This is a genomic window from Glycomyces sp. YM15, from assembly GCF_016918015.1.
Classification (GTDB): Bacteria; Actinomycetota; Actinomycetes; order Mycobacteriales; family Micromonosporaceae; genus Glycomyces.
Genome location: NZ_JAERMK010000017.1, coordinates 38,625 through 61,214 on the forward strand (window position 1 = coordinate 38,625; position 22,590 = coordinate 61,214).

Below are 22,590 nucleotides of genomic sequence, written 5' to 3' on the forward strand. Positions count from 1 at the left end.
GGAGCACCCTGGCTTACCGGGTCGTCGCCTCGAAACAAGTCGGTTTGTCGGATCGGCCAGAGGCTTGTCGTAGTCTGCTTACACCTACCCCGACACCTGTACCAGTTTCCTGTCCCTGTACGTACCTCAATTGTCCCCCATACAGCCCCCGACTGTCATCACCCACAGGTGGAGAACCTCCTCATGTTCCCCACCCCAAATCCGACCAGTCCCGCTGCGTCCCAACCCGAAACAGACCCGCCACCCGACCAACCCACCCCACCCGTCCACCTCCCCATCGCCGCCATCTTGAACCTCCAACCGCACTGACCGAAAAGGGGTGCGCCAATGTCGTTGCGCCCCTTCGCTGTGTTCAGTGCCTCCAGTCGGTCAAGCGCTTGAGGTCGCCGAGGCTGTGACAGCGCCCGACTCTGCGTCGCCAACCATCGAGGTCGAGGTTCGCGTACAGGCTCGGGTCGGGCCGGGTCTGCTCCAGGTCGATTGCGGGGGCTGATGATCTCGCTGAGCAGGTCGCAGAGGCATTCGCGGTCGCACTCGGGTGGCGGGGAGGTCGGATCCGAGTCGCGGCCGCCGACTGCGTGTGGTGCGGCTGCTCGGCGGTGACCATGCCGCGCTCCAGCAGCAGCTCGGCGAGCTTGGCACCGACCTTCGACCCATCCGTTTCGTCCTCTTTGCTCCCAATGAGGACGTCAATGCAATACGGCCCCTGCATGGAACCCGCCGGACTGGCGACGAAGGATCCGGGGAGGCGGTCAGTGCCCGGTGGGGCTGGGGGTGCCAGTCACGTCGGCAGCGTGGGAGAGGGCCTGCTCGAGAAGCGGCCTCAGATGGTGGCCTGCCGCCGAGTAATAGACGAAGGTGCCTTCGCGGCGGGTGGTGACGAGGCCGGCGAGGCGGAGTTTGGCGAGGTGCTGGCTGACGGCGGTGGGGCGGGCGCCGGTGAGGTCGGCGAGGCAGGCGACGTTCTCCTCACCCTGCAGGAGCGCCCACATGAGTTTGAGGCGGGTCGGATCGGCGAGCATCCGCAACGCGTCGGCGGCGGCGCGCGCCAGCTCGTCGCCCGGCATCGTGAAGTCCTCGATCCCCTCGTGCATGCGCCCAGCTTACTCCGTCTTGTTATCTGCGTATCTGCGAATATAAGATGATGCGCATGTTCGTGAACATGTTCCGGCTGTCCGACGTCCGCTGGGCCGCCACGGCCCTCGCCCTGTTCGCCGTCGGCGGCATCGCCCAGCTCTCCGGCGCGCCGGCCTCGGTCTGGCTGCCCGCCTACCTCGCCTGCTACGCCGCCGGAGGCTGGGGCTCGGCCTGGGACGGCTTGAGCGCGCTGCGCAAGCCGCGCTTCGAAGTCGACCTCTTGATGGTCATCGCCGCCGTCGCCGCCGCCGCGATCGGCCAATGGTTCGACGGGGCCCTGCTCATCGTCATCTTCGCGACCTCCGGGGCCCTCGAAGCGGTCCTGACCGAGCGCACCGCCGACTCCGTGCGCAGCCTCCTCGAACACGCCCCCGACCGGGCCGTGCGGATCACCGACGGCCGCGAGGAGACCGTGGACGCCGCCGCGCTGGCCCCCGGCGACCTGGTGCTCGTGCGGCCCGGCGACCGCGTCCCAGCAGACGGCACCGTCACCGCAGGAGAATCCGAAGTAGACGAATCGACCCTCACCGGCGAGGCCCTCCCCGGCCGCAAGGCCCTCGGCTCCCAAGTGCTGGCCGGCACGGTGAACGGCACCGGGGCGCTGGAAGTGCGGGTGGACCGCGCCAGCGCCGACACCGTGCTCGCCCGCATCGCTCGCCAGGTCGAGGAGGCCTCGGAGGCGAAGTCCAAGACCCAGTTGACCATCGAGCGGGTCGAACAGCCCTATTCGCTCGCCGTCGTCGCCGCGACCCTCGCGCTCATCGGCGTCCCGCTCCTCGCGGGCGCGGCGTTCGAACCGACCCTGCTGCGCGCCATGACGTTCATGATCGTCGCCAGCCCCTGCGCGATCGTCCTCGCGACCATGCCGCCCCTCCTCGCCGCAGTGGCCCTCGCCGGGCGCCAGGGCGTACTCGTCAAGAGCGCCTTGATGATGGAGCGTCTCGCCGAGGTCGACCGGGCCGCGTTCGACAAGACCGGCACCCTCACGACCGGGCGGCCCGAAGTCGAACGGATCCGGGCCTTCGACGGCGACGAAGCCCGCCTGCGCCGCCTGGCGGCCGCGGCCGAGTCCCGCTCGGAGCACCCGATCGGGCACGTCCTCGCCGCGCTCGACGAGCCCGCCGAAGCGACCGAGTTCCAGGCGATGCCCGGACGCGGCGTCCGCGCGGTGGTCGACGGCGTCGAGGTCCTCGTGGGCCATCCCGTGCTCCTCGACGATGCCGAAGACGACGCCGAAGCCCGCGGCATCGTCGCCGACTTCGAAGCGCACGGCCTCACCGTGGCAGTGGTGATCGCCGACAAGCGGCCGCTCGGCGCGATCGGTCTCACCGACGCCGTCAGGGCCGATGCCGCCCGAGCGATCTCGACACTCAAGGCCCGGCTCGGCACTGACTCGAGGCTCCTCACCGGCGACCACTCGGCCGCCGCGCGCCGCGTCGCCGCCGCCGTCGGCATCGGCGACGCCGAGGCCTCGCTGCTGCCGGGGGACAAGGCCGACCGGCTCGCCGGGACCCGGACCCTCTACATCGGCGACGGCATCAACGACGCGCCCGCGCTCGCCGCGTCCCACGTCGGCGCGGCCATGGGCGGCACCGCCTCGGACCTGGCGCTGCAGTCGGCCGACGTGGTCCTGGTCGGCCAGCGTCTCACCGCACTGCCTGCCGCGATCGACCTGGCGCGCAAGGCAAGACGCGTGGCTCGCGTCAATCTGGCCTTCGCGGCCACCGTGATGGCGGTGCTCGCCGCGTGGGACCTGTTCGGTGACCTGCCGCTGGTGCTCGGCGTCGCCGGGCACGAGCTCTCCACGGTGATCGTGGGCCTCAACGGCCTGCGCCTGCTGAGCCGCCGCCACTGGAGCGAACGGGTGCTCTAGCGGCGCACCGGCGCCCGGTTACCCTCTGCGGGTGAGCAGCCTCGCCTTCAACGACAGCGACCGGGTGCCGGTCATCGTCCTGTCCGGTCATCTCGGCGCGGGGAAGACGACGTTGCTCAACCATCTGCTCAGCCGCCCGGGAGCGCGGGTCGGCGTGGTCGTCAACGACTTCGGAACGGTGAACGTCGACGCCGCCCTGGTGACCGGGCAGATCGACGAGCCGGTCTCGATCTCCGGCGGCTGCCTCTGCTGCCTGGACGACGTCGGCGGCCTCGACCTCGCCTTGGAGCGGCTGACCGATCCCCGCCGGCGGCTCGACGCCGTCATCGTCGAAGCCAGCGGCATCGCCGAACCGGGCGCGCTGGCCTGGATGATCCGGGCCAGCAAGGTGGCGCGGGTGCGGCCGGGCGGCGTGATCGACGTCGTCGACGCGGTCGAGCATTTCGCCACTGTGGACCTCGACGGCCCGCCGCCCGCGCGGTTCGCCGTCGCGACGCTGGCGGTGATCAACAAGATCGACCGGCTCCCCGCCGACCGGGCCGAGTCCGCGCTCGCCGCGATCGAGGCGCGCATCCGCGAGGTCAACCCCGGGATCCACATCGTGCGCACCTCGCGAGGCCGGGTGGACCCGGAGCTCGTGTACGACGTCGCCTCCGCCGACGACCCGGTCGACGAGCTTCCTCTTGCGGCGCTTGCCAGGCAGGTGCACCACCACGAGGGACACCGGCACGCGGCGGCCGTGACCGTGCGATCCTCCGCCGTCGTGGACCCCGGCCGCCTGATCGAACTGTGCGAGGACCCGCCGGTGGGCGCCTACCGGATCAAAGGCACGGCCACCGTCGACACGGGCCGCCGCTTGCGGAGCTTCGCGGTGAACGTCGTCGGCGCTCAGGTCCACATCGCCGACCGCGCCGAGGTCGCGACCGGCGCCGAACTGGTCGCGATCGGGACCCGTCTCAACGAGGAGGCGGTGCGTCCGCGGCTCGAAGCCGCCCTCGCACCCGCGAACCGCCGCAATCCCGAGGGGCTGCGGCGACTGCTGCGGCTGCGCGACCTGAGCCGGTGACGGCTCGGCACCACTGGAGGAAGGTGCCGGCCGCATATCAGTTAAACTGACAACCATTTCCATTAATGAAGGGTTGTCGATGAAGAAGCTGCCGGTCACGGTGCTGTCGGGTTTCCTCGGCGCGGGCAAGACCACGCTGCTCAACCACGTGCTGGGCAACCGAGAGGGACTGCGCGTCGCGGTCATCGTCAACGACATGAGCGAGGTCAACATCGACGCCGACCTCGTGCGCGACGGCGGCAGCCTGTCCCGCACCGAGGAGCGCCTGGTCGAGCTGAGCAACGGGTGCATCTGCTGCACCCTCCGCGACGACCTCCTCGAAGAGGCCGCCCGGCTGGCCCGCGACGGCCGCTTCGACTACCTGCTCATCGAGTCCAGCGGCATCTCCGAACCGATGCCCGTCGCCGCGACCTTCGCATTCGGCGAGCTCGACCAGGGCCTCCTCTCGGACCTGACCGAGCTCGACACCATGACCACCGTCGTCGACGCCGCGAACCTGCTCATCGAGCTCCAACGCGGCGACGACCTCGTCTCGCGCGGACTCGACGCCTACGAAGACGACGACCGCACCGTCTCCGACCTCCTCGTCGATCAGATCGAATTCGCCGATGTGCTGGTACTCAACAAGACCGACCTCGTCACCGCTGACGAGGCCGACCGCGTCGAGGCGGTGCTGCGCCGCCTCAACCCCGAAGCGCGCCTGCTCCGATCCAGCCACGGCCGCATCGACACCGCGAGCGTCCTCGGCACCGGCCGCTTCGACCTCGACCAGGCGCAGGAGGCGCCCGGCTGGGTCAAGGAGATCAACGGCGAGCACGTGCCCGAGACCGAGGAGTACGGGATCTCGAGCGTGCTCTTCCGCGACGCGGCGCCCTTCCATCCCGAACGGCTGTGGCGGTTCGTTCAGGAACTCGACTCCGGGCGCTTCGGAACCGTCCTGCGCTCCAAGGGCTTCTTCTGGCTCGCGACGCGACCGGAGGTGACCGCCCTGTGGTCCCAGGCCGGCGCCGTCGCCCGCTTCGACCCCTTCGCCGCCCGGGACGCCGGCCAAGGCCAGGAACTCGTGTTCATCGGCGTCGCCCTCGACCACGCCGCCCTCGAGACCGCGCTGCGCGAATGCCTCGTCCACGAAGGCGAAACCATCGACACCGACCCGTTCGAACCGTGGGACGCCCACGGGTTCGAGGACCACCACGACCACGTACACGCAGGGATCGCACATTGACCGAGCGGTTCGCACTCGACTCCGCCGAACACGCGCGCCTCGCGATGCCCGCGGCCGAGCCGGTTCCCGTGGCATCCTGAACCCTCGCCGCCGCGGCGGCCCTACCAAGGAGTGAACGTGCAGCCAGGAACTTTGTGGAGCATGGGCGACTACGCCTCCAACGGCGACCGCTGGGCCGAAGCGAGCGTCCAGCTCGCTGCGGCGACGGCCCGGCCGGGGATGGCGGTGCTCGATATCGCTTGCGGCCCAGGACCGTTCGCCATCGCTGCCGCGCTCGCGGGGGCTGAGGTCACCGGTCTCGACGCCGCGCCGGCGCTCCTCGCGCTCGCGAGGAAGCGGGCCCGGGACGCGGGCGCCGAGGTCGAGTGGATCGAGGCGGACATGGCGGCGGTCCCGCTCGGCGACGCCTCCTTCGACCTGGTGGCCTCGGCCTTCGGCTGCATGTTCGCGCCCGATCCGGAGGCGATGGCGGCCGAGCTCGTCCGCCTGTGCCGCAGTGGCGGCCGCGTCGCGGTCCTGGCCTGGACGCCCGAGTCGGCCTTCGGCTCGATGGCCCCGATCGTCCGTCCGTACCTGCCCGGCGGCGGCGGTGGGCGCGCGCCGGTCGAACGGTGGGCCCGGCCCGAGACCGCAAAGGGGGTGTTCGCGGCGCAGCCGGTGCGGCTCCAGTTCGCCGTCCGCACGGTCGACGTCGTCTGGGACGACCTCGACCACGCGGTTCGCGACATCACCGCGAACAACCCGGCATGGCTCGGCATCCGCGCCGCGGTGGAGCCGACCGGCCGCTGGAGCGATCTCGAATCCGACCTCCGCGCCCTCCTGGCCGCCCGCGGCCGCGCCGAACCCGGCCGCCTCGTGCTCCCGGTCGACTATCTGGAGACCTTGGCCGTCAAGGACTGAACCTCAGCGCAACGGTCGGAAGAGGAGCTGCGGCACGCCTTCGATGTCGATGCGGCTCACCGCGATCCGGTACACCGGCTCGATCGTCTCCGGTCACTGCACCTCCTCCGGCGCTCCCGCCGCCGCGACGCGGCCCTCGTCGAGGAGCACGAGCGTGTCGCAGTACCGGGCCGCGAGGTTGAGGTCGTGCAGCACGGTCACCGTGCACAATGGGAGGCCGTTGACGAGCGTCAGGATCTCGTGCTGGTAGCGCACGTCGAGGTGGTTCGTGGGCTCGTCGAGCAGCAGGTGCGTGGCGGCCTGGGCGAGGGCCCTGGCGATGAGGGCGCGCTGCCGCTCGCCACCGGAGAGGCCGCCCAGCGGCCGGTCGGCGAGGTCGTCGATGCCGTTCTGCCGCATGGCCTCTCGCGCCGCCTGGCGGTCGTCATCGGTGTAGGAGCTCCAGCCACCGCGGTGGACCGAACGGCTCAGCAGCACCGATTCCCATACGGTCAAGGGGAACTCGCTGTGCTCCTCCTGCGCGACGGCGGCCAGGCGCTCCGCGCGCTCGCGCGGCTTCAGCGCGGCGAGATCATCACCGTCCACTGTTGCGCTGCCGCCGGCGCGGCGGACCGCGCCGAGCAGGGCGCGGAGCATGGTGGACTTGCCGCTGCCGTTGGGGCCGACCAGGCCGGTGACCCGGCCGTCGACGGCCGTGAGGTCGACCCCGCCGAGAGCGGCGGTCGGGCCGTACACGACGGCCAGACCGCTCGTCTCGATCATGCGGCGGCCCCTTCGATGAGCGTGGCGAGGCCGCGGAGCGCGCCCTGGTCGGGGTTCATGTCGGTGGCGCCCACACCGATGATCCGGTCGCTCTGCACTGCTTGGAGATCGGCGGCGCCCGGTTCGGACAGGAGCTGGGCCTTCGCGTCCTCGAAGCTCTCGCCGTAGCCGCCGTAGCTGAGGACGATCACCTGCGGGTCGGCGTCGAGCAGGGTCTCGAAGTTCGCCTCGAAGTAGGCCGACTGCTCGGCGGCGTAGACGTTCTCCAGGCCCGCGCGTTCGAGCAGATCGTCGGCCATGCTGAGCCCGCCGTGGGCGCTCATGCTCGACGAGGAGGACCAGTAGTAGACCGACGCGGCCGTCTGCGTCTCGGCAGGTGCCTTCGCCTCCAGCTCGGCCAGTTCGGTCTGGAGGCCCTCGATGCTCGCGGCCGCGGCGTCCTGCGTGTCGAAGACCTTGCCGTAGCGCTCGATGTCGGCGAAGACCGACGCTCGTCCGGCGGGTTCTGGAGCCCTTCGGGCAGCGGCGCACTGAACTCGCCGGAGCGGGCGATGATGCGGTCGGTCGCCCCGGCCGCGTCCAGCAGCGCCAGCCGTCGACTTCGCCTACGAGCCGGGCACGCTGGTCCTCAAAGGACTCGATCTCGCCGTCGCGCCCGGCGAGCACGTCGCCCTCGTCGGCGCTTCCGGTGCGGGCAAGACGACGATCGCGCACCTGCTCGTCCGCTTCTGGGACCCGGTCGCGGGACGGATCCTCCTCGACGGCGAGGACCTCCGATCGATCCGCCTCGCGGACACCCGCGAACGCATCGCCCTGATCTCCCAGCACCCTTACGTGTTCCGCGGGACCATCCGCTCCAACCTGCGTCTCGCCGACCCCGACCCCTCCCAGGAGGCGATGTGGAAGGCCCTCGACAGCGCGCAGCTCGCCGACACGGTGCGCGAGCGGCCCCAGGGGCTCGACGAGACGGTCGGCGAGAACGGCTCCACCGTGTCCGGTCGGGCAGCGCCAGCGGCTCGCCATCGCGCAGGCGTTCCTGCGGGAACCGGACGTCCTCATCATGGACGAGGCCGCCGCGCACCTCGACGCCGTCGGCGAGCAGGCCCTCGCCCGCGCGGTCGCCGAGGTCCAGGCCGGGCGCACCACGATCGTGATCGCCCATCGCGTCTCCACCATCCGCCACGCCGACCGCGTGATCCTCATCGAGGACGGCGCGGTCGCCGCCGAAGACGCCCATCCGGACCTGCTCGAGCGCACCGCCGAGTACCGTTCGCTGCTCGCCCGGGCCGAAGACCCCGGGCACCCGACTCGGCCATCCGTCGCGCTGCCGCTGAAAGGAGGTGCATCATGAAGCAGCAGCATCAGAACGTCGTCAAGCCGGTGGGGAAGCGATCCCGCTCCACTCCCGGCGCACCAGATGGCGGGAGCGGGTCAGCACCCGTAGCGTGATTCGAGCCAGTCGACGGCGAACGCCACCACGGCCGGTGCATCGACCAGCACGCTGTCCGCCTCGCCGACCGCGCCGCGCCGACCGGCACCGGACGCCAGGAAGTCCTCCACGATCAACCGGAAGTAGTCCTCAGGCGGGCCGGACACGACCGGCCCGCTCGTGTCGAACTCCTCGACCAGACGCCAGCGCGTGCCCTCCGGGGTCGCGAGCGGGTACTCGACCTGTATGCGGCGCTTGCCGGGCAGGACGGCGAGGTGCTCGGCGTGGTGCAGGATCGTCATCGTGTCGAGCGGCGCGCCGACCATGAGCACCCGCCCGCCCGCTGCGGCCAACCGCTCGAACGGGGAGCCCTCGCCGTAGCCGTAGTCGAGCGGATGGTCCACTGTGAACTCTTCGGCGCGGGCGCCCACGGCCGCGACCGCCGCACCCGGATTCCCGCTGCGGCGCACGCCCGGACGTGTCCCGATCACCGCCGCGAGCACGCCGTGGTCGCGCGCCGGCCGGGCCGTCGCCGGATCGTAGGGCGGCACGTGCTCGCGAAACTCGCCGGCCACGCGGCCGCGCTCGTCCCACACGTCCACACTCAACTCCCAGTCCTGGTAGCTGAGGACCGTCCCCTCAGGGCCGATGACGTCGAACATCGCGTCGACCAGCGCGTCCGGGCCGCCCAGGACCGGCCCCACCCGTCCGAAGGCCGCGTGGACCATCACCGCGTCGCCCTCGGCCAGGCCGATCCGGCGGAGGTCGGCCGCCAGGCTCGACCGCGTCAGCGCGTTCATCCGCCGAGCATAGCCAGCCGCTCGGCGGCGTCGGTGCCCTCGATCGGGGCGAGCCACAGCAGGCGCTGGCCGCCGTCCTCGGTGAAGAGGTGGTGGCATTCGAGTTCGATCACGCCGATCGCCGGGTGCACGAGGCGCTTGCGGTCGAAACGGCGCACCGCCACGTCCCGGGCCCGCCACAGCCGCGCGAACTCCTCGCTGCGGTCGAGCAGGTCCGCGCACATCTTCTCCGCCTCGGGGTCGCCGCCCGCGAGGGCCCGCCTGGCGGTGGTCGCACGCATGTCGGCCACGAAGGACTGGGCGTGGCGCTCGTGGTCCTCGGCCGGATAGATCGCCCGCGCGGACGGGTCGGTGAACCAGCGGTAGACGATGCTGCCGGTGTAGCCGGGTTCGCCGACCGGGTCCGTCTCGCCGAGCAGCTCGGCGGCGAGCCGGTTCTGCGCGAGCGGCTGGAGCAGGTCGGTCATGATCCGTGCCGGAGTGCCGTCGAGGCGTTCGAGCAGGGCCAGCAGCGAAGGGTCGGTGCGGCGGGACGGCTCCCTCGGCGGCGGGGCCGGATGCCCGGCCAGGTGGAACAGGTGGTCGCGTTCGTCGCCGGTGAGCCGCAGCGCCCGCGCGAGCGCCAGCAGCATCTGCCCCGAGGGCTGCACGCCCCGGCCGCGCTCCAGCTCGATGTAGTAGTCGATCGAGGCGTTCGCGAGGAACGCGACCTCCTCGCGGCGCAGGCCCGGCACGCGGCGGCGCGGCCCGCCGGTCAGGCCGACGTCGGCGGGCCTGATCCGGTCGCGTCGCGAGCGGAGGAAAGCGGCGAGTTCAGCGGCGTCCACCCCTCAATCATCCACGCCCGGACGCGCACCGAGACGGGGGTTGCCGACCCCGGGGTAAGCGCTACCGCCCATGACCTCGGCGTTCGCGGTCACGATGGCGTCGACACCTCGAATTAAGGAGCGATCATGAGCAACGACAACGGGACCCGTGCCGCCATCGTCACCGGCGGTTCGCGCGGCATCGGCCGGGCGGTCGTGCGGCGCCTCGCCGAGCAGGGCCACGCGATCGTCGTCGGATACGCGGGCAACCGCGACGAGGCCGCCGCCGCGGTGAAGGAGGCGATCGCGGCCGGAGCGGACGCGCTGGCGTTCCAGGCGGACGTGGCGGACGAGACGGCGGTCGCCGGGATGTTCTCGGAGGCCGAGACCAGGTTCGGCGGCGTCGACGCGGTGGTGCACTCGGCGGGCCGGATGTACCTCGCGCCGGTGGCGGAACTCGACCTGGACCAGATGGACGCCTTGCACCGCACGAACATCCGCGGCACGTTCGTGGTCGCCCGCGAGGCGGCCCGCCGGGTCCGCCCGGGCGGGTCGATCACCTTGTTCTCGACCTCCGTGGTCGGCACGTCCTTCCCGACATACGGCGCGTACGCCGCCAGCAAGGGCGCGGTGGAGGCGCTGACCATGGTGCTCGCGAAGGAGATGCGCGGCAGGGACGTCACCGTCAACACGGTCGCTCCCGGCCCTACTGCGACCGACCTCTTCCTCGAAGGGAAGAGCGAGGAGCTCATCGCCCAACTGGCGCAGGCGAATCCGCTGGAGCGGCTCGGGGAGCCGCGCGACATCGCCGAGGTGGCCGCGTTCCTCGCCTCGCCGGAGGGCCATTGGGTGAACGGCCAGGTCCTGCGGGCCAACGGCGGGATGATCTGACGCGGAGAGGGGGAGGCGGTGTCGCCTCCCCCTCTCGGTCCGCGGCGTTCAGGCGGCCTTCACCAGGTCCGGCCTGCGGGAGCGGACCGTGGCGGCGGTCGCGATGATCGCCAGCACCGCGACGGCCGCGGCGGCGATGAACGCGGCCGAGTAGCCGTCGGTGAGCGCGACCGGGTCGCCGAGCTCGTCGGCGCCGAGCGGGACCGCGATGGCGGTGACGGCGGCGAGGCCGAGCGCGGACCCGATCTGGTAGCTCGTGTTCACGATCCCCGAGGCCAGGCCGCCCTGTTCGGGTGCGGCGCTGGAGATGGCCATCTGCAGCGACGGGATGAACGCGAGCGACATGCCGAGCGCGGCGACGAGCGAGGCCGGGAGCACGTCGGCCGCGAACGTCCCGTCAGGACGGACGAGCGAGAGCCATCCCAGGCCCGCCGCGAGCAGGACCAGGCCGGTGACGATCATCGCCTTGGGGCCGAACTTCGCCGTCAGGCGCGGCGCGAGCACGACCATGCCGATCATGATGAGCGCGGTCATCGGCAGCAGCGCCGCCCCCGAAGGGAAGGCCGAATAGCCGAGCACCTGCTGCAGGTACAGGTTCAGGAAGAACCACATGGGGATCCACGCCGCCCCGAGCAGGGCCTGGGCGAGGTTGGCCGCGCCCAGGTTCGCCGAGCGGAAGATCGCGAGCGGCATGAGCGGCTCGCGGCGCTTGGCCTGCACGGTGAAGAAGACGGCGAGCAGCGCCGCCGCTCCGATGAGGACGCCCCAGGTCTGTGCCGACGCCCAGCCGACTTCAGGGGCCCGCACGATCGCGAAGACCAGACCGCCGAGGCCGAACGTGGCGGTCGCCGCGCCGATCCAGTCGATCGACCCGCGGGTCCCCGCGCCGCCGGGCAGGAGCGCCGGTGCGGCGGCCACGGCCAGGACGGCGATCGGGAGGTTGATGTGGAACACCCAGGGCCATGAGGCGTACTCGGTGATGACGCCGCCGAGGAACACGCCCGCGGTGCCGCCCGCCGGTGCGGCCGCTCCGTAGACCGCGAAGGGGCCTTCATCAGCTCTTTCGGGTTGGCGCCGAACAGCATCATGAGCAGCGTGAGCGCCGAGGGCGCGATGAGGGCCGCGCCGACGCCCTGCACCGCGCGGCCCGCCAGCTCGACGGCCGCGTTGCCCGCGAGACCGGCCGCGAGCGATCCGAGTCCGAGGACGATCCAGCCGAGACTGAAGACGCGGCGGGCGCCGAGGAGGTCGGAGAGGCGGCCGCCGAGGAGCAGCAGGCCGCCGAAGACGACGACGTAGGCGTTGAAGACCCACGAGAGGTTCTCGGGGGTGAAACCGAGGTCGGCCTGCATCTTCGGCAGGGCGACGCCGATGATCGACGTGTCCATGATGACCATGAACTGGGCGAGGGCGATGAGTCCGAGCGCGACCCAGCGTCGCGGTGCCGGAGGTGTGGACGTCGGTGACATGACCGCTCCTAATACCGGTGGGGGGTATAGTGCGGGCGCACTGTACCCGTTGGGGGCGAACCGCTCCGGAAGCGGAGCGGCGGCGGCCCGGGTGGGTCGCCCGCCATTTCTAACATACCCCCGGGGGGTATATCAAGCCGCAATCGGCGGTGACCCTGGACACCCCGGTAGTCCCGGTCGGCTCTTGACGTGAATACCCCTGGGGGGTATAAATGGTTGCCGCGGCCGCGGCCGCGGCCGCGATACGCGCCGCGGCCGACGACCAACCGACGCCACGAAAGCGAGCACCACGCCATGTGCAACTCCGAAGCCTCCGGCTGCCACACCGACACCGCGACCGAGGCCGGCACCGAAACCGCCGAATGCCCCGTCATGCGCGGCAGCCTCGTCGTCAAGTCCGACGCCGAAGCCGCGGGCCTCTTCCGCGACTACGGAGGCCGGCGCTACTGGTTCTGCTGCGCCGGCTGCGGCCCCGCCTTCGACGCCGACCCCGCGAAGTACGCGACCGCTGCCTGACCCGCCCGCCCGGCCCCGCCGCACCGGCGGGGCCGGGTCGCCGAACCGACAATCCCGCGACAAGGCGCCGCCCGCGCCGACCCGGATGGCAGCATTGGCATGTGCAAGCCACAACACCCGCCGTCCTGCCCGTGCGATGCGCCGCGGCGGTCGAGACCGAGCGATCCGCGACCCCGTCCGAGGTCGCCGACCCCGACGTCCCATGGATCACGCTCGTGCACAACGACCCGGTCAACCTGATGAGCTACGTCGCGTACGTCTTCCAGTCGTACTTCGGCTACTCCGAGGCGAAGGCGAACCAGCTGATGCTCGACGTCCACCACAAGGGCCGCGCGGTCGTCTCCAGCGGCACCCGCGAGGAAATGGAACGCGACGTGCAGGCCATGCACGGCTACGGCCTCTGGGCCACGCTGCGGCAGGACCGCTGATGGGCCGCTACTTCACCGCCGAGGACGGCGGCGCGACCGCCTCCTTCGATGCGATCGAAGCCGGCGTCCTGCGCGCTTACACCGAGCAGATGCTCGAACTCATCGACGCCCGTGAAAGCGCCGGCGGCACCGCCGAGGACCTCATCGCCTCGGCCTTCAGCAAAGGCCCCACCGAACCCCCCGAGGACCCCGCGCTGGCCCGCCTCTTCCCCGACGCCTACACCGATCTCGGCCCCGACGGCGACGCGCAGGCCGCCTCCGCCGAGTTCCGCCGCTACACCGAGAACGACCTGCGCGCCCGCAAGCGCGACGACGCGCGGGCCGTGATCCGCTCGCTGGAGGCGCTGGCCCCTGAAGGGCGTCGGCGCGAGCGGCTGCATCTGGAGCCGGACGAGTGCCGCCAGTGGCTCGGCGCCCTGAACGACCTGCGGCTCGTGATCGCATCCCGGCTCGGGATCACCGATGACGAGGACTTCGAAAAGCTGATGGACCTCGACGACGACGATCCGCGCGGTCCGCTCGTGCTGACCTACGGCTGGCTGACCACGTTGCAGGACACGCTGGTCGAAGCGATGACGCGGCCTTTGCAGCGGTGAGGAGGCCGGGCGGGCCGGCATAGGGGGAGGCCCCTCATCGACCGGTGCCTCGATGGTTGCGGCGGGGCCGGTTCGGGGCGCGTAGCGCGGTCGTCGTGCACCCGAACCGACGCGGCTCGGCTCGGACTGTCGAGCTGCTCGAGGGATCGCCCTCCGGAACGCGGGCAGGACAAGGGCGGCGGCCCGGTGCCGCCGCCCTGCCGCGCTGCGATCAGTCGACGGGCGCGACCCGGATGAGGTTGCCGTCAGGATCGGCCGCCACGAACGTGCGACCGAAGCCCTCGTCGCGCGGCTCGTCGACGATCCGCACGCCCTTGCCACGCCACTCCTCGCAGAGCGCGTCGACCGAAGCGGGCGCGCCCTCTCGGTCCACGGCGAGGCACACCTCGCTGGTGCGCACCGGGACCGCGGCGAGATCCACGCCCGAGCGGCTCCACAACGAGAGGCTGACGCCGCCGCCGAGGTCGAACGAAACGTACGTCGGCGTCTCGAAGACCGGCTTCATGTCGAACAGGTCCCCGTAGAAACGGGCCGCCTCGGGTGCGTCGGCGACATAGACGATGAAGATGTTCGGTGCGGGCATGACTGCCCTCCTTTCCGTCGGTGGCGCAACCGTAGGCGCGAAACCTGACGGGATCCGTCAGGTTCTCTGCGAACATGGGGACGTGACCCCCGACAGGTGCTTCTCCCTCCTCCTCGCGCTGCGGTCGCGGCCGGACACGACGGTGGCCGCGCTCGCCGAAGAGACCGGTGTGTCCGAGCGGACCGTCATGCGCGACCTGCGCTGGCTCCAGGACGCCGGCTTCCCCGTGCTCGCGCGCCGCGGCCGTTACGGCGGCGTCTCGATGCTGCCCGGCGGCGCGCTCGACACGAGCCGCCTGACGCCGCCCGAACGCGAGCACTTGGCGCTCACCGGACTCGACGACGACCAGCGGCGCCGCCTCGGCGTCGAGGCAGTCAGCGACCGCGCCCGCCGCAAAGTCGCCGGAGCCCGCCCCGGCGACGGCCTGATCGCCGTCGGCGACCTCGTCGTCAGCGACAACCGGCCGTGGTTCGGCCGCGAACCCGCCGGGGTCGCCCCCGCCGCACTGATCGGCGACCTGCGCCGCGGCGTACGGCTCAAGGTCCGCTACGAACGGACGGGCCGACCGGTGCGGTGGCGGACCGTGGACCCCTACGGGCTCTTGGCGAAAGGCGGCCGCTGGTACCTCGTCGCCGACGAGGCGGGCGCACCCCGGCTGCTCAACCTGCTGAAGATCGACCGGTGGGAACCGCTGCGCACCGCACGACGCCTCCGCCCGGGCGTGCGCCTCGCCGCGGTCGCCGCCGAACTGACCTCCGGCTGGGAGACCGACGGCGACCTCGAAGTGCACCTGCGCCTCCGGGGCCATCAAGTGGAGCGGGCCCAGCGCATCCTCGGCTCGCGCCTGACGCTCGGCGAGCCCGAACCGGACGGGACCACCCCGGGCGTCCTGCGCTGCCGCGTCCTCGAAGACGTACGGCAGCTCCTGGCCTTCGCCGACTCCGCCACCGTCACCGGCCCACCCGAAGCCCGCGAGCGCATCAAGGCACTCGCACAGCAGATCGTCGACCACTACCGGTGAACCCGGAGGCGCCAGGGTTCGAGAACTGCCAACGAGGCCGCCGCGTTCCCCGCTCAGGACCGCGTCGATCGCCCGATCACTCCTCCGGTACGAAGTCGGCGGCCATGGCGAGGATCTGGACCGCGGCCTGGCCCCACTGCGCGATCTCGTTCGTCGCGATGGGATACCACGTGCACGCATTGAGCGTTTGCGCCGTCGTCTCGGCCCGCCGGTCCGGGTCCGGGGCGATCTCCCAGCTCTTGAGCGGGTTCCGGAACCGGTGCCAGGCGTGCTCCGCCTGGGATTCGTCTCCGGTGCGCTGGTAGACGAACGCGTTGGCGCGCGCGTAGCAGTAGACGAACAGGTCGGCGAACCGGCCGCCGTACTCGGCCTCCTGCTCCGCCCGAGTGGCGGTGTAGAAGCGGGAGTAGCGCAGCCAGTCCGCTTCGAACGCGGGCATGTCGATCTGCTGGATCAGCTCGGCGCAGATCTCGATGCGGCCGAACGAGTTGGAGAGATTGCTCCGTTCGACCACCGGTTGCGTCTCGACGGCGTACCGGCGGGTCTCCATGTTGTACTTCGCCGATCCCTGGGCGAACCCGTTGGGCTGCTCCGCGATCGTCTCCATGGTGCCGAGTACCTTCTCCCGGCACGCCTCCCAGTCGGGGCCGCGGCGCTCCCATTCGGTGAGCCACGCGGCGACGAGGGCCGCCCAGCTGGTGCCGAAGCCGATGTCGAGGGCGGTCGGATCGGGCACGTAGTCGTCCTCGGGGCCGCGGATCTTGCGCGCGGTGTCGAGGACGAGCGCGGTCTTCTCGGAGTCGGCGAGCAGGTGCAGCTGCTCGCCGGTGCGTTCATCGGCGGTGAGGTAGTAGAAGTAGCGCCGGTAGTTGGCGTTGGAGACGCGCACCTGCTTCGAGGAGTCGCCCCAGTGCTGGACGCCGTGCCTCGTGCCGAGCCCCGCCCATTCGCCGATGTGGTAGCAGTTGACCTCGCCGGTCTTGCGGGTCATGGCCTCGGCGAATCGGAAGGCGTCGGCGCCGGTGGTGTGCAGGTAGTACTGCCACAGCCACTGGTCGGGCGAGATCTCGGAGTTGTCCCAGGCGTAGCCGCCGACGTCGTACCTCCAGACGCGCCGGTCCCCGTCCTGGGAGTGCATGACGTCGCCGTAGTCCCAGAAGCCGTACCAGTGCCGCTCGTCCTGCTGCGCCCTGTAATAGTCGAAGAAGAAGTCGAGCGAGTCCTCCACTTCGGTCAGCACCGGGTGGGACCGGTCGACGGGTCCGAAGAGGCCGCCGAAGGCCCCGGCCGCGCTCATGTGCTCGGTGGGGGCGATGACCTGCGGCTGGGCGCGCACGACGTCGGCCATCGCGCCGAGCCGCTCGTGCGTGGGCGTGGCCTCGGTGACCCAGAACTGGAGTTCGGTGGTGCGCGCGACGCCGTAGGGGGTGCCGAAGCCGGGTTCGTAGTCCTCGTAGGTGATCTCGAGGGCGTCGAGCTGCTCCGGGTAGGTGTCCTGGCCGAGCCCGTCGTGGTAGAAGCGGGTGTCCATGGGCTGGGCCTCGGGGGACCACATCCAGACGGTCACGGTCGCCTCTTCGGTGTGGGCGCCGCGGATGTCGAGGCCGGTGGGGTGGCGCTGCCAGAAGTCCTTCATGCCGAAGCCGAACCCGCCGGAGGGCCCGCCGACGTACCCGAACCCGGAGGCGCGGCGGCCCTGGTCGACGGGCACCCAGCCGTGGCCTTCCTTGGTGCGCTTCTTGATCGCGAAGCCCTCGCTGTTGAGCTGGGCGAGGGAGTAGTCGCCCCAGTCGGGGATCCAGTGGAGGCGGCTCGTGACCCGCTGGTCCCACGTGGAGGGATCGGGTAGTGCCCGGCCCGCCACCTGGGCGGCCCGCACGTTCGCGCCGGGGTCGCGGCGCAGGCCCGTGATGCCCTTGACGGCCTCGGTGAGCTGGCCGTGGCCTTCGCCCACGAAGCGCACGTGGCGGTCGTAGAGATGGTCGGTCATCGCCACCTTGAAGCGCACGCCGAGCCCGGCGATGAAGGCGTCCTCGCCGTCGGAGTCGAACACGAAGGTGTGGACCATGCGGAAGGACTCGCCGCCCGCGTAGAAGTACAGGCGCACGGTGAAGGGCAGCCACGTGCGGCCGCGCGACTTGCGGTGAGTGCCGTGGACTTTGACGACGGCGCGCACCGGCCCGTCCTGCTCGACGACGACCTCGTCGATGTCGCTGGTGTAGCGGTCGCGGCTGACCGAGCCGGTCTCGGGGTCGGGGGCCTCGTCCTGGGTGATGTTGACGAGGTGCCCGTTCGTCACGAGGGTGCGGTCGCCGCGCTTGATGTGCTTGATGAGGTCGGTGCCGGACTTGTTGATCCGGGCGGTGATCACGCCGGTGCCGACGTCGATGTGCTTCCTGGTCTCGGAGACGGTGACGGGGAACGCCGGCGCCGCGGGCTCGCCCGCTTCGAGGGTGAAGCGCTCGGCGGTGGCGGCCGGGCCGATCGCATGGGCGGTCCACTTGAGGGAGCCGTCGGGCCAGTACGCGAGCGGCCAGGTCTGCACCGGCACGGTGGCGCCGTCGTCGGCGGTGAGCCGGAAGGCCTGGTCCTCGGGGAACCGGCCCCGTCCCCAGGGGACGCCCCAGGTCGATCCGGGGGACTCGGCCGGTCTGCCTTCGAGCCAGCGGAGTTCGACCGATGCGGGGCCCGCGTCGTCCGCGGTGTCGGTCTGGGCGTGGGCGGGTGCGGCTTCGAAGAGCGCGGCGGCGGCCGCGACTCCAGCGGACGTGGCGAGGACGCCGCGTCGGCTGACGCCGGGCCGGGCGTCGCCGGACGAGTGTGGTTCTGATGCCGGTGCAAGGCCGGTCATGGTGCCTCCAAGGGAAAATTCAGCATCTTCGATTGAACCGTTTTAACTTCGGAGTGGTTAATATAGTCACACGTCGATGTCTAGTCAACTGGCTGCGGATCAGCCTGCCGACTCGGGTGCGAGCGTGGATTCGGCCGTGCCCGCGTGCATCGGCATTTCGTTCTACCGGCATGATGGGACCAATTATGGAAACGTTTACACGCGGCAGGTCGCTGCGTCGATGGGTCGCCGGGGCCGCGGTCGGCCTGTTGGCCCTCGTCGGGGGCCTCGTCGCGAGCACCACGACCTCGCACGCCCAGGACGGCAGGTACGAGGCGGAGCGCTCGCCCGCCGTCTGCGACGGCACCGTCGACACCAATCACTCCGGGTACTCCGGATCCGGGTTCTGCAACACCCCCAACGCCATCGGTTCGGCGGTCGCCTTCACCTTCAACGCACCGCAGGCGGGTGCCGCGACCCTCGTGATCGGCTACGCCAACGGCGGCGGCGACACCCGCCCCGCCGACGTCCAGGTCAACGGCTCGACGGCGCGGTCCGCGGTCGGGTTCGCCGACACCGGGGCATGGAACGCGTGGTCCCGCACCACCGTCACCGTGCCGGTGAACGCCGGCTCCAACACCGTGCGGCTCGTCGCCACCACCGCGTCCGGCCTCGCCAACATCGATTACCTCGACGTCTCGACGGGCGGCGATCCGGCGCAGGGCGACCGTCCGATGGAGGACCTCGACCGGGGCGTCGTGGCCGTGAGGAACGGCGGCAACGTCCTGGTCAGCTGGCGGCTGCTGGGACTCGACCCCGACGGCATCGGCTTCAACGTCTACCGGTCGGCCGGCGGCGGCAGCGAGGTCAAGCTCAACTCGAGTCCCCTGACCGGCGGCACCAACTACCTCGACCGCGCCGCGAACCTCTCCCAGTCGAACACCTACCGGGTCGCCCCGGTCGTCGGCGGTGTCGAGCAGGAGCGGAGCCCCGGGTTCACGCTGACGGCCAACCACGCCGACGAACCGGCCGTCCGCATCCCGCTGCGGGCCGGCGGCCCGATCAACTTCACCTGGGTCGGCGACCTCGACGGCGACGGCGCCTACGACTACGTGGTCGACCGCCAGACCTCCCCGCAGAAGATCGAGGCCTACTCCAGCAAGGGCGTCTTCCTCTGGGAAGTCAACATGGGGCACAACAGCACGAACCAGAACAACATCGAGGGCGGCTCGTCCACCATCGACGTCGGCCACAACGACGGCGTCACCGTCTACGACTTCGACAGCGACGGCCGAGCCGAGGTCGCGGTCAGGATCGCCAACGGCGTGACCTTCGGCAACGGCGCCAGGTTCAACCACTCCAACGACACCGAGCAGTTCATCGCCGTCCTCGACGGAAGGACCGGGGCGCTCCGCTCCTCGGCGAAGGTGCCGACCGACTACCTCTCCGACGGCCCGATGTACGCCCGGTTCGCCGCCTGCCACCTCGACGGGAAGACGCCGAGCCTGGTCGCGTACATGAAGAACCGGATCGGCAACGGCGGGTTCAACCTCATGGTCACCGCCTGGAGCTTCGACGGCGGCAATGTCAACATGCAGTGGAAGTGGCTGCGCGGCAACGGGAATCACCCGGACGGGCACAACAGCCGCTGCCTCGACGTCGACGGGAACGGCACCGACGAGTTCGTCGAGATCGGGTTCGTCCTCAACGGCGACGGGACCTTGAAATACTCTCTGGGCAGCCAGGGCATCATCCACGGCGACCGTTTCCACATCGCCGACATCGATCCGAGCAGGCCGGGCCTGGAAGGCTACGGCGTGCAGCAGGACCACTCCGGCGGGCTGCGCGAGTACTACTACGCCGCGGCGACCGGCCAGATGATCTGGAAGCACACGCGCAGCGGCACCGCCGACGTCGGCCGCGGCATGGCCGGCGACATCGACCCGCGGCATCCCGGCATGGAGGTCTGGTCGTTCGACGGCCTCTACAACGCCGCGACGAACCGGCTGGCCGAGCCCGACAGCAGTCTGCAGCCGTGGCCCCAGATGGGCCTGTGGTGGGACGGCGACATCACGATGGAGCTGTTCAACAGCGGCAAGATCGAGAAGTGGGATCCGAACAATCCGACGTCGACCAGCAGCGTGCCGCGGCTGGAGCATACCGGCAACTACGGCGGGGTCCTCGGACCGCGCAGCCAGCCCACCCTGCTCGCCGACGTCTTCGGCGACTGGCGCGAGGAGGTCGTGCTGCCCAACAGCAGGTACGACCAGCTGATCATCTACACCACCGATCGGCCGAGCGACATCCGGCTGTACACCCTGGCGCACAACCCGGCCTACCGGAACGACATGACCGTCAAGGGCTACATGCAATCCCACCACGTCGACTACTTCCTGGGAGCGGGCATGAGCGCGCCGCCCAGGCCCGACATCACCTATTAGCCGAAATACGGCCGCCGTCCGCCACGAGCGGGCGGCGGCCCCGACCTGAAAGCCTTGCCACTGTGACCTCTCCTCTGCGGGCGTTCGGCCCGCTCGATCCGACCCGCGCCGGCTGGCAGGCCGCCGCGGTCGCGATCAGCCGCCCCGCCGTCGAACTGGCGGCCAAGGGACCGGACGAGATGCCGGTGACCATGTCGAACCACTCCCACGAGGAGAACTGGTTCGAACTGCTCACCCGCCCGCTCTGGGGCCTCGCCCCCGCGAAAGACGCCGTGCCCCAGGACCTCTGGGGTCGCCTCGCCGCCACGCTCGCCCGCGCCCTCGATCGCGACGACGCCTGGTACGTCGGCGACGTCGGCCCCCGCAACCAGCGCTGCGTCGAATCCGCCGCCCTCGGCCAGGCCCTCGTCCTCGCTCCCGAGCGGCTGTGGGACCCATTGGCTCCGAAGGTCAAAGACAGGGTCGCCGCGTGGCTCGCCCAGGCCTATGGAGCCGAGGTCATCGACAGCAACTGGCGGTTCTTCCCCGTCCTCGCCGGGCACGGGCTCGACGCCATCGGCGTCGGACGCGACACGGCGATCGCGGACGCGCATCTGCAGCGCCTGGGGGAGTTCCACCTCGGCGACGGCGTGTACGAGGACGGCCCCGGCAACCGGGTCGACTACTACAACCCGTTCGCCTTCCACACCTACGGGCTCCTTCATCACCGCATCTCGGGCGACGACCGCTTCGTCGAACCCGCCGCGGCCTTCGCCAGGCGCTTCCGGTCCTGGTTCGCCGCCGACGGCGCTGCCGTCCCCTATGGGCGGAGTCTCGGCTACCGCTTCGCGCAGGGCTCCCTGTGGGGCGCCCTGGCCGCGGCCGACGTGGAGGCCGTGCCCTGGGCCGAGGCGGCGGGGTTCAGCCGCCGCCATCTCCAGTGGTGGTGGGACAAGCCGATCCTGGAACCGGACGGGCGCCTCAGCGTCGGCTACGGCTACCCGAACGACGCCCTGGTCGAGCAGTACCTCACCGCCGGTTCCCCGTGGTGGGCCACCAAGGTCTTCACCGGGCTGCTCGCCGGACCCGGCCACCCGTTCTGGACCGCCGAGCCCGCACCGCCCGGTCCTGTCGTCGAGCCGTACCCGCCCGCTCGCGCGATCCACGTGCGCGACATCGGCGGCCACGTGACCCGCCTGAACGGGCAGGCCTGGCGGCCGATGATGCGCGGCGGCAAGGACACCTACGGCAGGCTCGCGTACTCGACGCTCGCGGGGTTCTCGCACTCGGTGGACGGCCCCGGTCTCGAAGCCGCCGCACCCGACGGGGCACTGGTGTTCTCGGAGGACGGCCGCCACTGGCGCGGCCGAGAGGACTCCGACGACGGCGTCGTCAAGGACGACGGGACCGTCACGATCACTTGGCGGCCCTGGGCGGACGTCACGGTCACCACCACATTGGAGGCCGGCACCGACGGCTGGCACACCCGCACGCACGTGATCGACACGGGCCGGACGCTCCACACCGGCGAAGGCGGCTGGTGCGTCCCGCGCGACGGCCATGAGGCCGCAGTGGCCAACGACCGCATCGCCGTGGTCTCCCAGGGGATCCGCAGCGAACTCGTCGACGGTGCCCTCAACAACGGCGCTCTCGGCAACAGCGCCGCCGACGGCAGCGGCGGCCGCCGCGTCGGTCTGATCGAGCCGATGCCCGGCACCCACCTCTACTGGCCCGCCACCGTGCTCCCCGTGCTCACGGGGGTGATCGAACCCGGCCGACACGTGTTCCGCACCAGGGTCTTCGCCGGACGGGACTGCATCCTCGCTGAAGCGCCTTGA

Annotated in this window: 17 protein-coding genes and 4 pseudogenes; 13 read left to right on the forward strand and 8 right to left on the reverse strand. The window is 71.1% G+C overall.

Annotated features, from left to right (window positions below; all coding sequences use genetic code 11):
- Window positions 1–752: 752 nt before the first annotated feature.
- On the reverse strand, window positions 753–1,094 hold the full coding sequence (locus JHY01_RS18390) for a metalloregulator ArsR/SmtB family transcription factor (RefSeq protein ID WP_205327131.1): 342 nt from the start codon (window positions 1,092–1,094) through the stop codon (window positions 753–755).
- Between the two features lie 56 nt (window positions 1,095–1,150).
- On the opposite strand from JHY01_RS18390, the gene JHY01_RS18395 reads away from it, so the two are divergent.
- The 4 genes from JHY01_RS18395 to JHY01_RS18410 all read left to right on the forward strand — a co-directional run bounded on the left by JHY01_RS18395 (window position 1,151) and on the right by JHY01_RS18410 (window position 6,201).
- Window positions 1,151–3,010, forward strand: a complete 1,860-nt coding sequence (locus tag JHY01_RS18395) for a heavy metal translocating P-type ATPase (protein ID WP_205327132.1) — start codon at window positions 1,151–1,153, stop codon at window positions 3,008–3,010.
- Window positions 3,011–3,041: 31 nt separating this feature from the next.
- Window positions 3,042–4,076, forward strand: a complete 1,035-nt coding sequence (locus tag JHY01_RS18400; RefSeq protein ID WP_205327133.1) for a GTP-binding protein — start codon at window positions 3,042–3,044, stop codon at window positions 4,074–4,076.
- A gap of 79 nt (window positions 4,077–4,155) precedes the next feature.
- A complete protein-coding gene (locus JHY01_RS18405) occupies window positions 4,156–5,301 on the forward strand; it encodes a GTP-binding protein (protein ID WP_205327134.1) in 1,146 nt (381 codons plus the stop codon).
- A gap of 117 nt (window positions 5,302–5,418) precedes the next feature.
- On the forward strand, window positions 5,419–6,201 hold the full coding sequence (locus JHY01_RS18410) for a class I SAM-dependent methyltransferase (protein WP_205327135.1): 783 nt from the start codon (window positions 5,419–5,421) through the stop codon (window positions 6,199–6,201).
- Window positions 6,202–6,294: 93 nt separating this feature from the next.
- Here JHY01_RS18410 and JHY01_RS18415 read toward each other — a convergent pair whose 3' ends face one another.
- Both JHY01_RS18415 and JHY01_RS18420 read right to left on the reverse strand, forming a co-directional pair.
- Window positions 6,295–6,963: an ABC transporter ATP-binding protein gene (locus JHY01_RS18415; protein WP_205327136.1), complete on the reverse strand. Its 669-nt coding sequence runs from the start codon at window positions 6,961–6,963 to the stop codon at window positions 6,295–6,297.
- A pseudogene (locus tag JHY01_RS18420) lies at window positions 6,960–7,442 on the reverse strand (ABC transporter substrate-binding protein); the annotation flags it as partial. The pseudogene JHY01_RS18420 and the gene JHY01_RS18415, both read right to left, overlap by 4 nt.
- Window positions 7,443–7,584: 142 nt before the next feature.
- On the opposite strand from JHY01_RS18420, the pseudogene JHY01_RS28165 reads away from it, so the two are divergent.
- Window positions 7,585–7,920 (forward strand): annotated as a pseudogene (locus JHY01_RS28165) (ATP-binding cassette domain-containing protein); the annotation flags it as partial.
- A 52-nt stretch (window positions 7,921–7,972) separates the two neighbouring features.
- Window positions 7,973–8,314: pseudogene (locus tag JHY01_RS26820) on the forward strand (ABC transporter ATP-binding protein); the annotation flags it as partial.
- 80 nt (window positions 8,315–8,394) lie between these two features.
- On the opposite strand, the gene aac(3) reads toward JHY01_RS26820, so the two are convergent.
- Both aac(3) and JHY01_RS18435 read right to left on the reverse strand, forming a co-directional pair.
- Window positions 8,395–9,192 (reverse strand): aminoglycoside 3-N-acetyltransferase, encoded by a 798-nt coding sequence (gene aac(3) / locus JHY01_RS18430; RefSeq protein ID WP_205327137.1) that lies wholly within the window; start codon window positions 9,190–9,192, stop codon window positions 8,395–8,397.
- Window positions 9,189–10,019: a helix-turn-helix domain-containing protein gene (locus JHY01_RS18435; RefSeq protein ID WP_205327138.1), complete on the reverse strand. Its 831-nt coding sequence runs from the start codon at window positions 10,017–10,019 to the stop codon at window positions 9,189–9,191. Before JHY01_RS18435 ends, aac(3) begins: the two co-directional genes overlap by 4 nt.
- 126 nt (window positions 10,020–10,145) lie before the next feature.
- Between JHY01_RS18435 and JHY01_RS18440 the strand changes: the two genes are divergently transcribed.
- Complete coding sequence (locus JHY01_RS18440; RefSeq protein ID WP_205327139.1) at window positions 10,146–10,889, forward strand: SDR family oxidoreductase; 744 nt, start codon at window positions 10,146–10,148, stop codon at window positions 10,887–10,889.
- 48 nt (window positions 10,890–10,937) lie between these two features.
- Here the strand turns inward: JHY01_RS18440 and JHY01_RS18445 are convergent.
- A pseudogene (locus JHY01_RS18445) lies at window positions 10,938–12,358 on the reverse strand (MFS transporter).
- A gap of 294 nt (window positions 12,359–12,652) precedes the next feature.
- On the opposite strand from JHY01_RS18445, the gene JHY01_RS18450 reads away from it, so the two are divergent.
- The 3 genes from JHY01_RS18450 to JHY01_RS18460 all read left to right on the forward strand — a co-directional run bounded on the left by JHY01_RS18450 (window position 12,653) and on the right by JHY01_RS18460 (window position 13,898).
- A complete protein-coding gene (locus JHY01_RS18450) occupies window positions 12,653–12,874 on the forward strand; it encodes a YHS domain-containing protein (protein WP_205327140.1) in 222 nt (73 codons plus the stop codon).
- Between the two features lie 125 nt (window positions 12,875–12,999).
- Window positions 13,000–13,302 (forward strand): ATP-dependent Clp protease adapter ClpS, encoded by a 303-nt coding sequence (gene clpS / locus JHY01_RS18455; RefSeq protein ID WP_240192963.1) that lies wholly within the window; start codon window positions 13,000–13,002, stop codon window positions 13,300–13,302.
- Window positions 13,302–13,898, forward strand: coding sequence for a DUF2017 domain-containing protein (locus JHY01_RS18460; RefSeq protein ID WP_205327141.1), 597 nt, complete (start codon window positions 13,302–13,304; stop codon window positions 13,896–13,898). The genes clpS and JHY01_RS18460 overlap by 1 nt, the downstream gene beginning before the upstream one ends.
- Window positions 13,899–14,109: 211 nt before the next feature.
- Here the strand turns inward: JHY01_RS18460 and JHY01_RS18465 are convergent, their stop codons facing one another.
- Window positions 14,110–14,481: a VOC family protein gene (locus tag JHY01_RS18465; RefSeq protein WP_205327142.1), complete on the reverse strand. Its 372-nt coding sequence runs from the start codon at window positions 14,479–14,481 to the stop codon at window positions 14,110–14,112.
- Window positions 14,482–14,563: 82 nt separating this feature from the next.
- Here JHY01_RS18465 and JHY01_RS18470 point away from each other — a divergent pair, with 82 nt between their 5' ends.
- Window positions 14,564–15,502: a YafY family protein gene (locus tag JHY01_RS18470; RefSeq protein WP_205327143.1), complete on the forward strand. Its 939-nt coding sequence runs from the start codon at window positions 14,564–14,566 to the stop codon at window positions 15,500–15,502.
- A gap of 76 nt (window positions 15,503–15,578) precedes the next feature.
- Here JHY01_RS18470 and JHY01_RS18475 read toward each other — a convergent pair whose 3' ends face one another.
- Window positions 15,579–18,353 (reverse strand): hypothetical protein, encoded by a 2,775-nt coding sequence (locus JHY01_RS18475; protein WP_205327144.1) that lies wholly within the window; start codon window positions 18,351–18,353, stop codon window positions 15,579–15,581.
- A 185-nt stretch (window positions 18,354–18,538) separates the two neighbouring features.
- Here JHY01_RS18475 and JHY01_RS18480 point away from each other — a divergent pair, with 185 nt between their 5' ends.
- Together JHY01_RS18480 and JHY01_RS18485 are read left to right on the forward strand one after the other, a co-directional pair.
- The gene (locus JHY01_RS18480; RefSeq protein ID WP_205327145.1) at window positions 18,539–20,773 is read left to right on the forward strand and encodes a carbohydrate-binding protein; all 2,235 of its coding nucleotides are present in this window, start codon (window positions 18,539–18,541) and stop codon (window positions 20,771–20,773) included.
- A 62-nt stretch (window positions 20,774–20,835) separates the two neighbouring features.
- Complete coding sequence (locus JHY01_RS18485) at window positions 20,836–22,590, forward strand: DUF2264 domain-containing protein (protein WP_205327146.1); 1,755 nt, start codon at window positions 20,836–20,838, stop codon at window positions 22,588–22,590.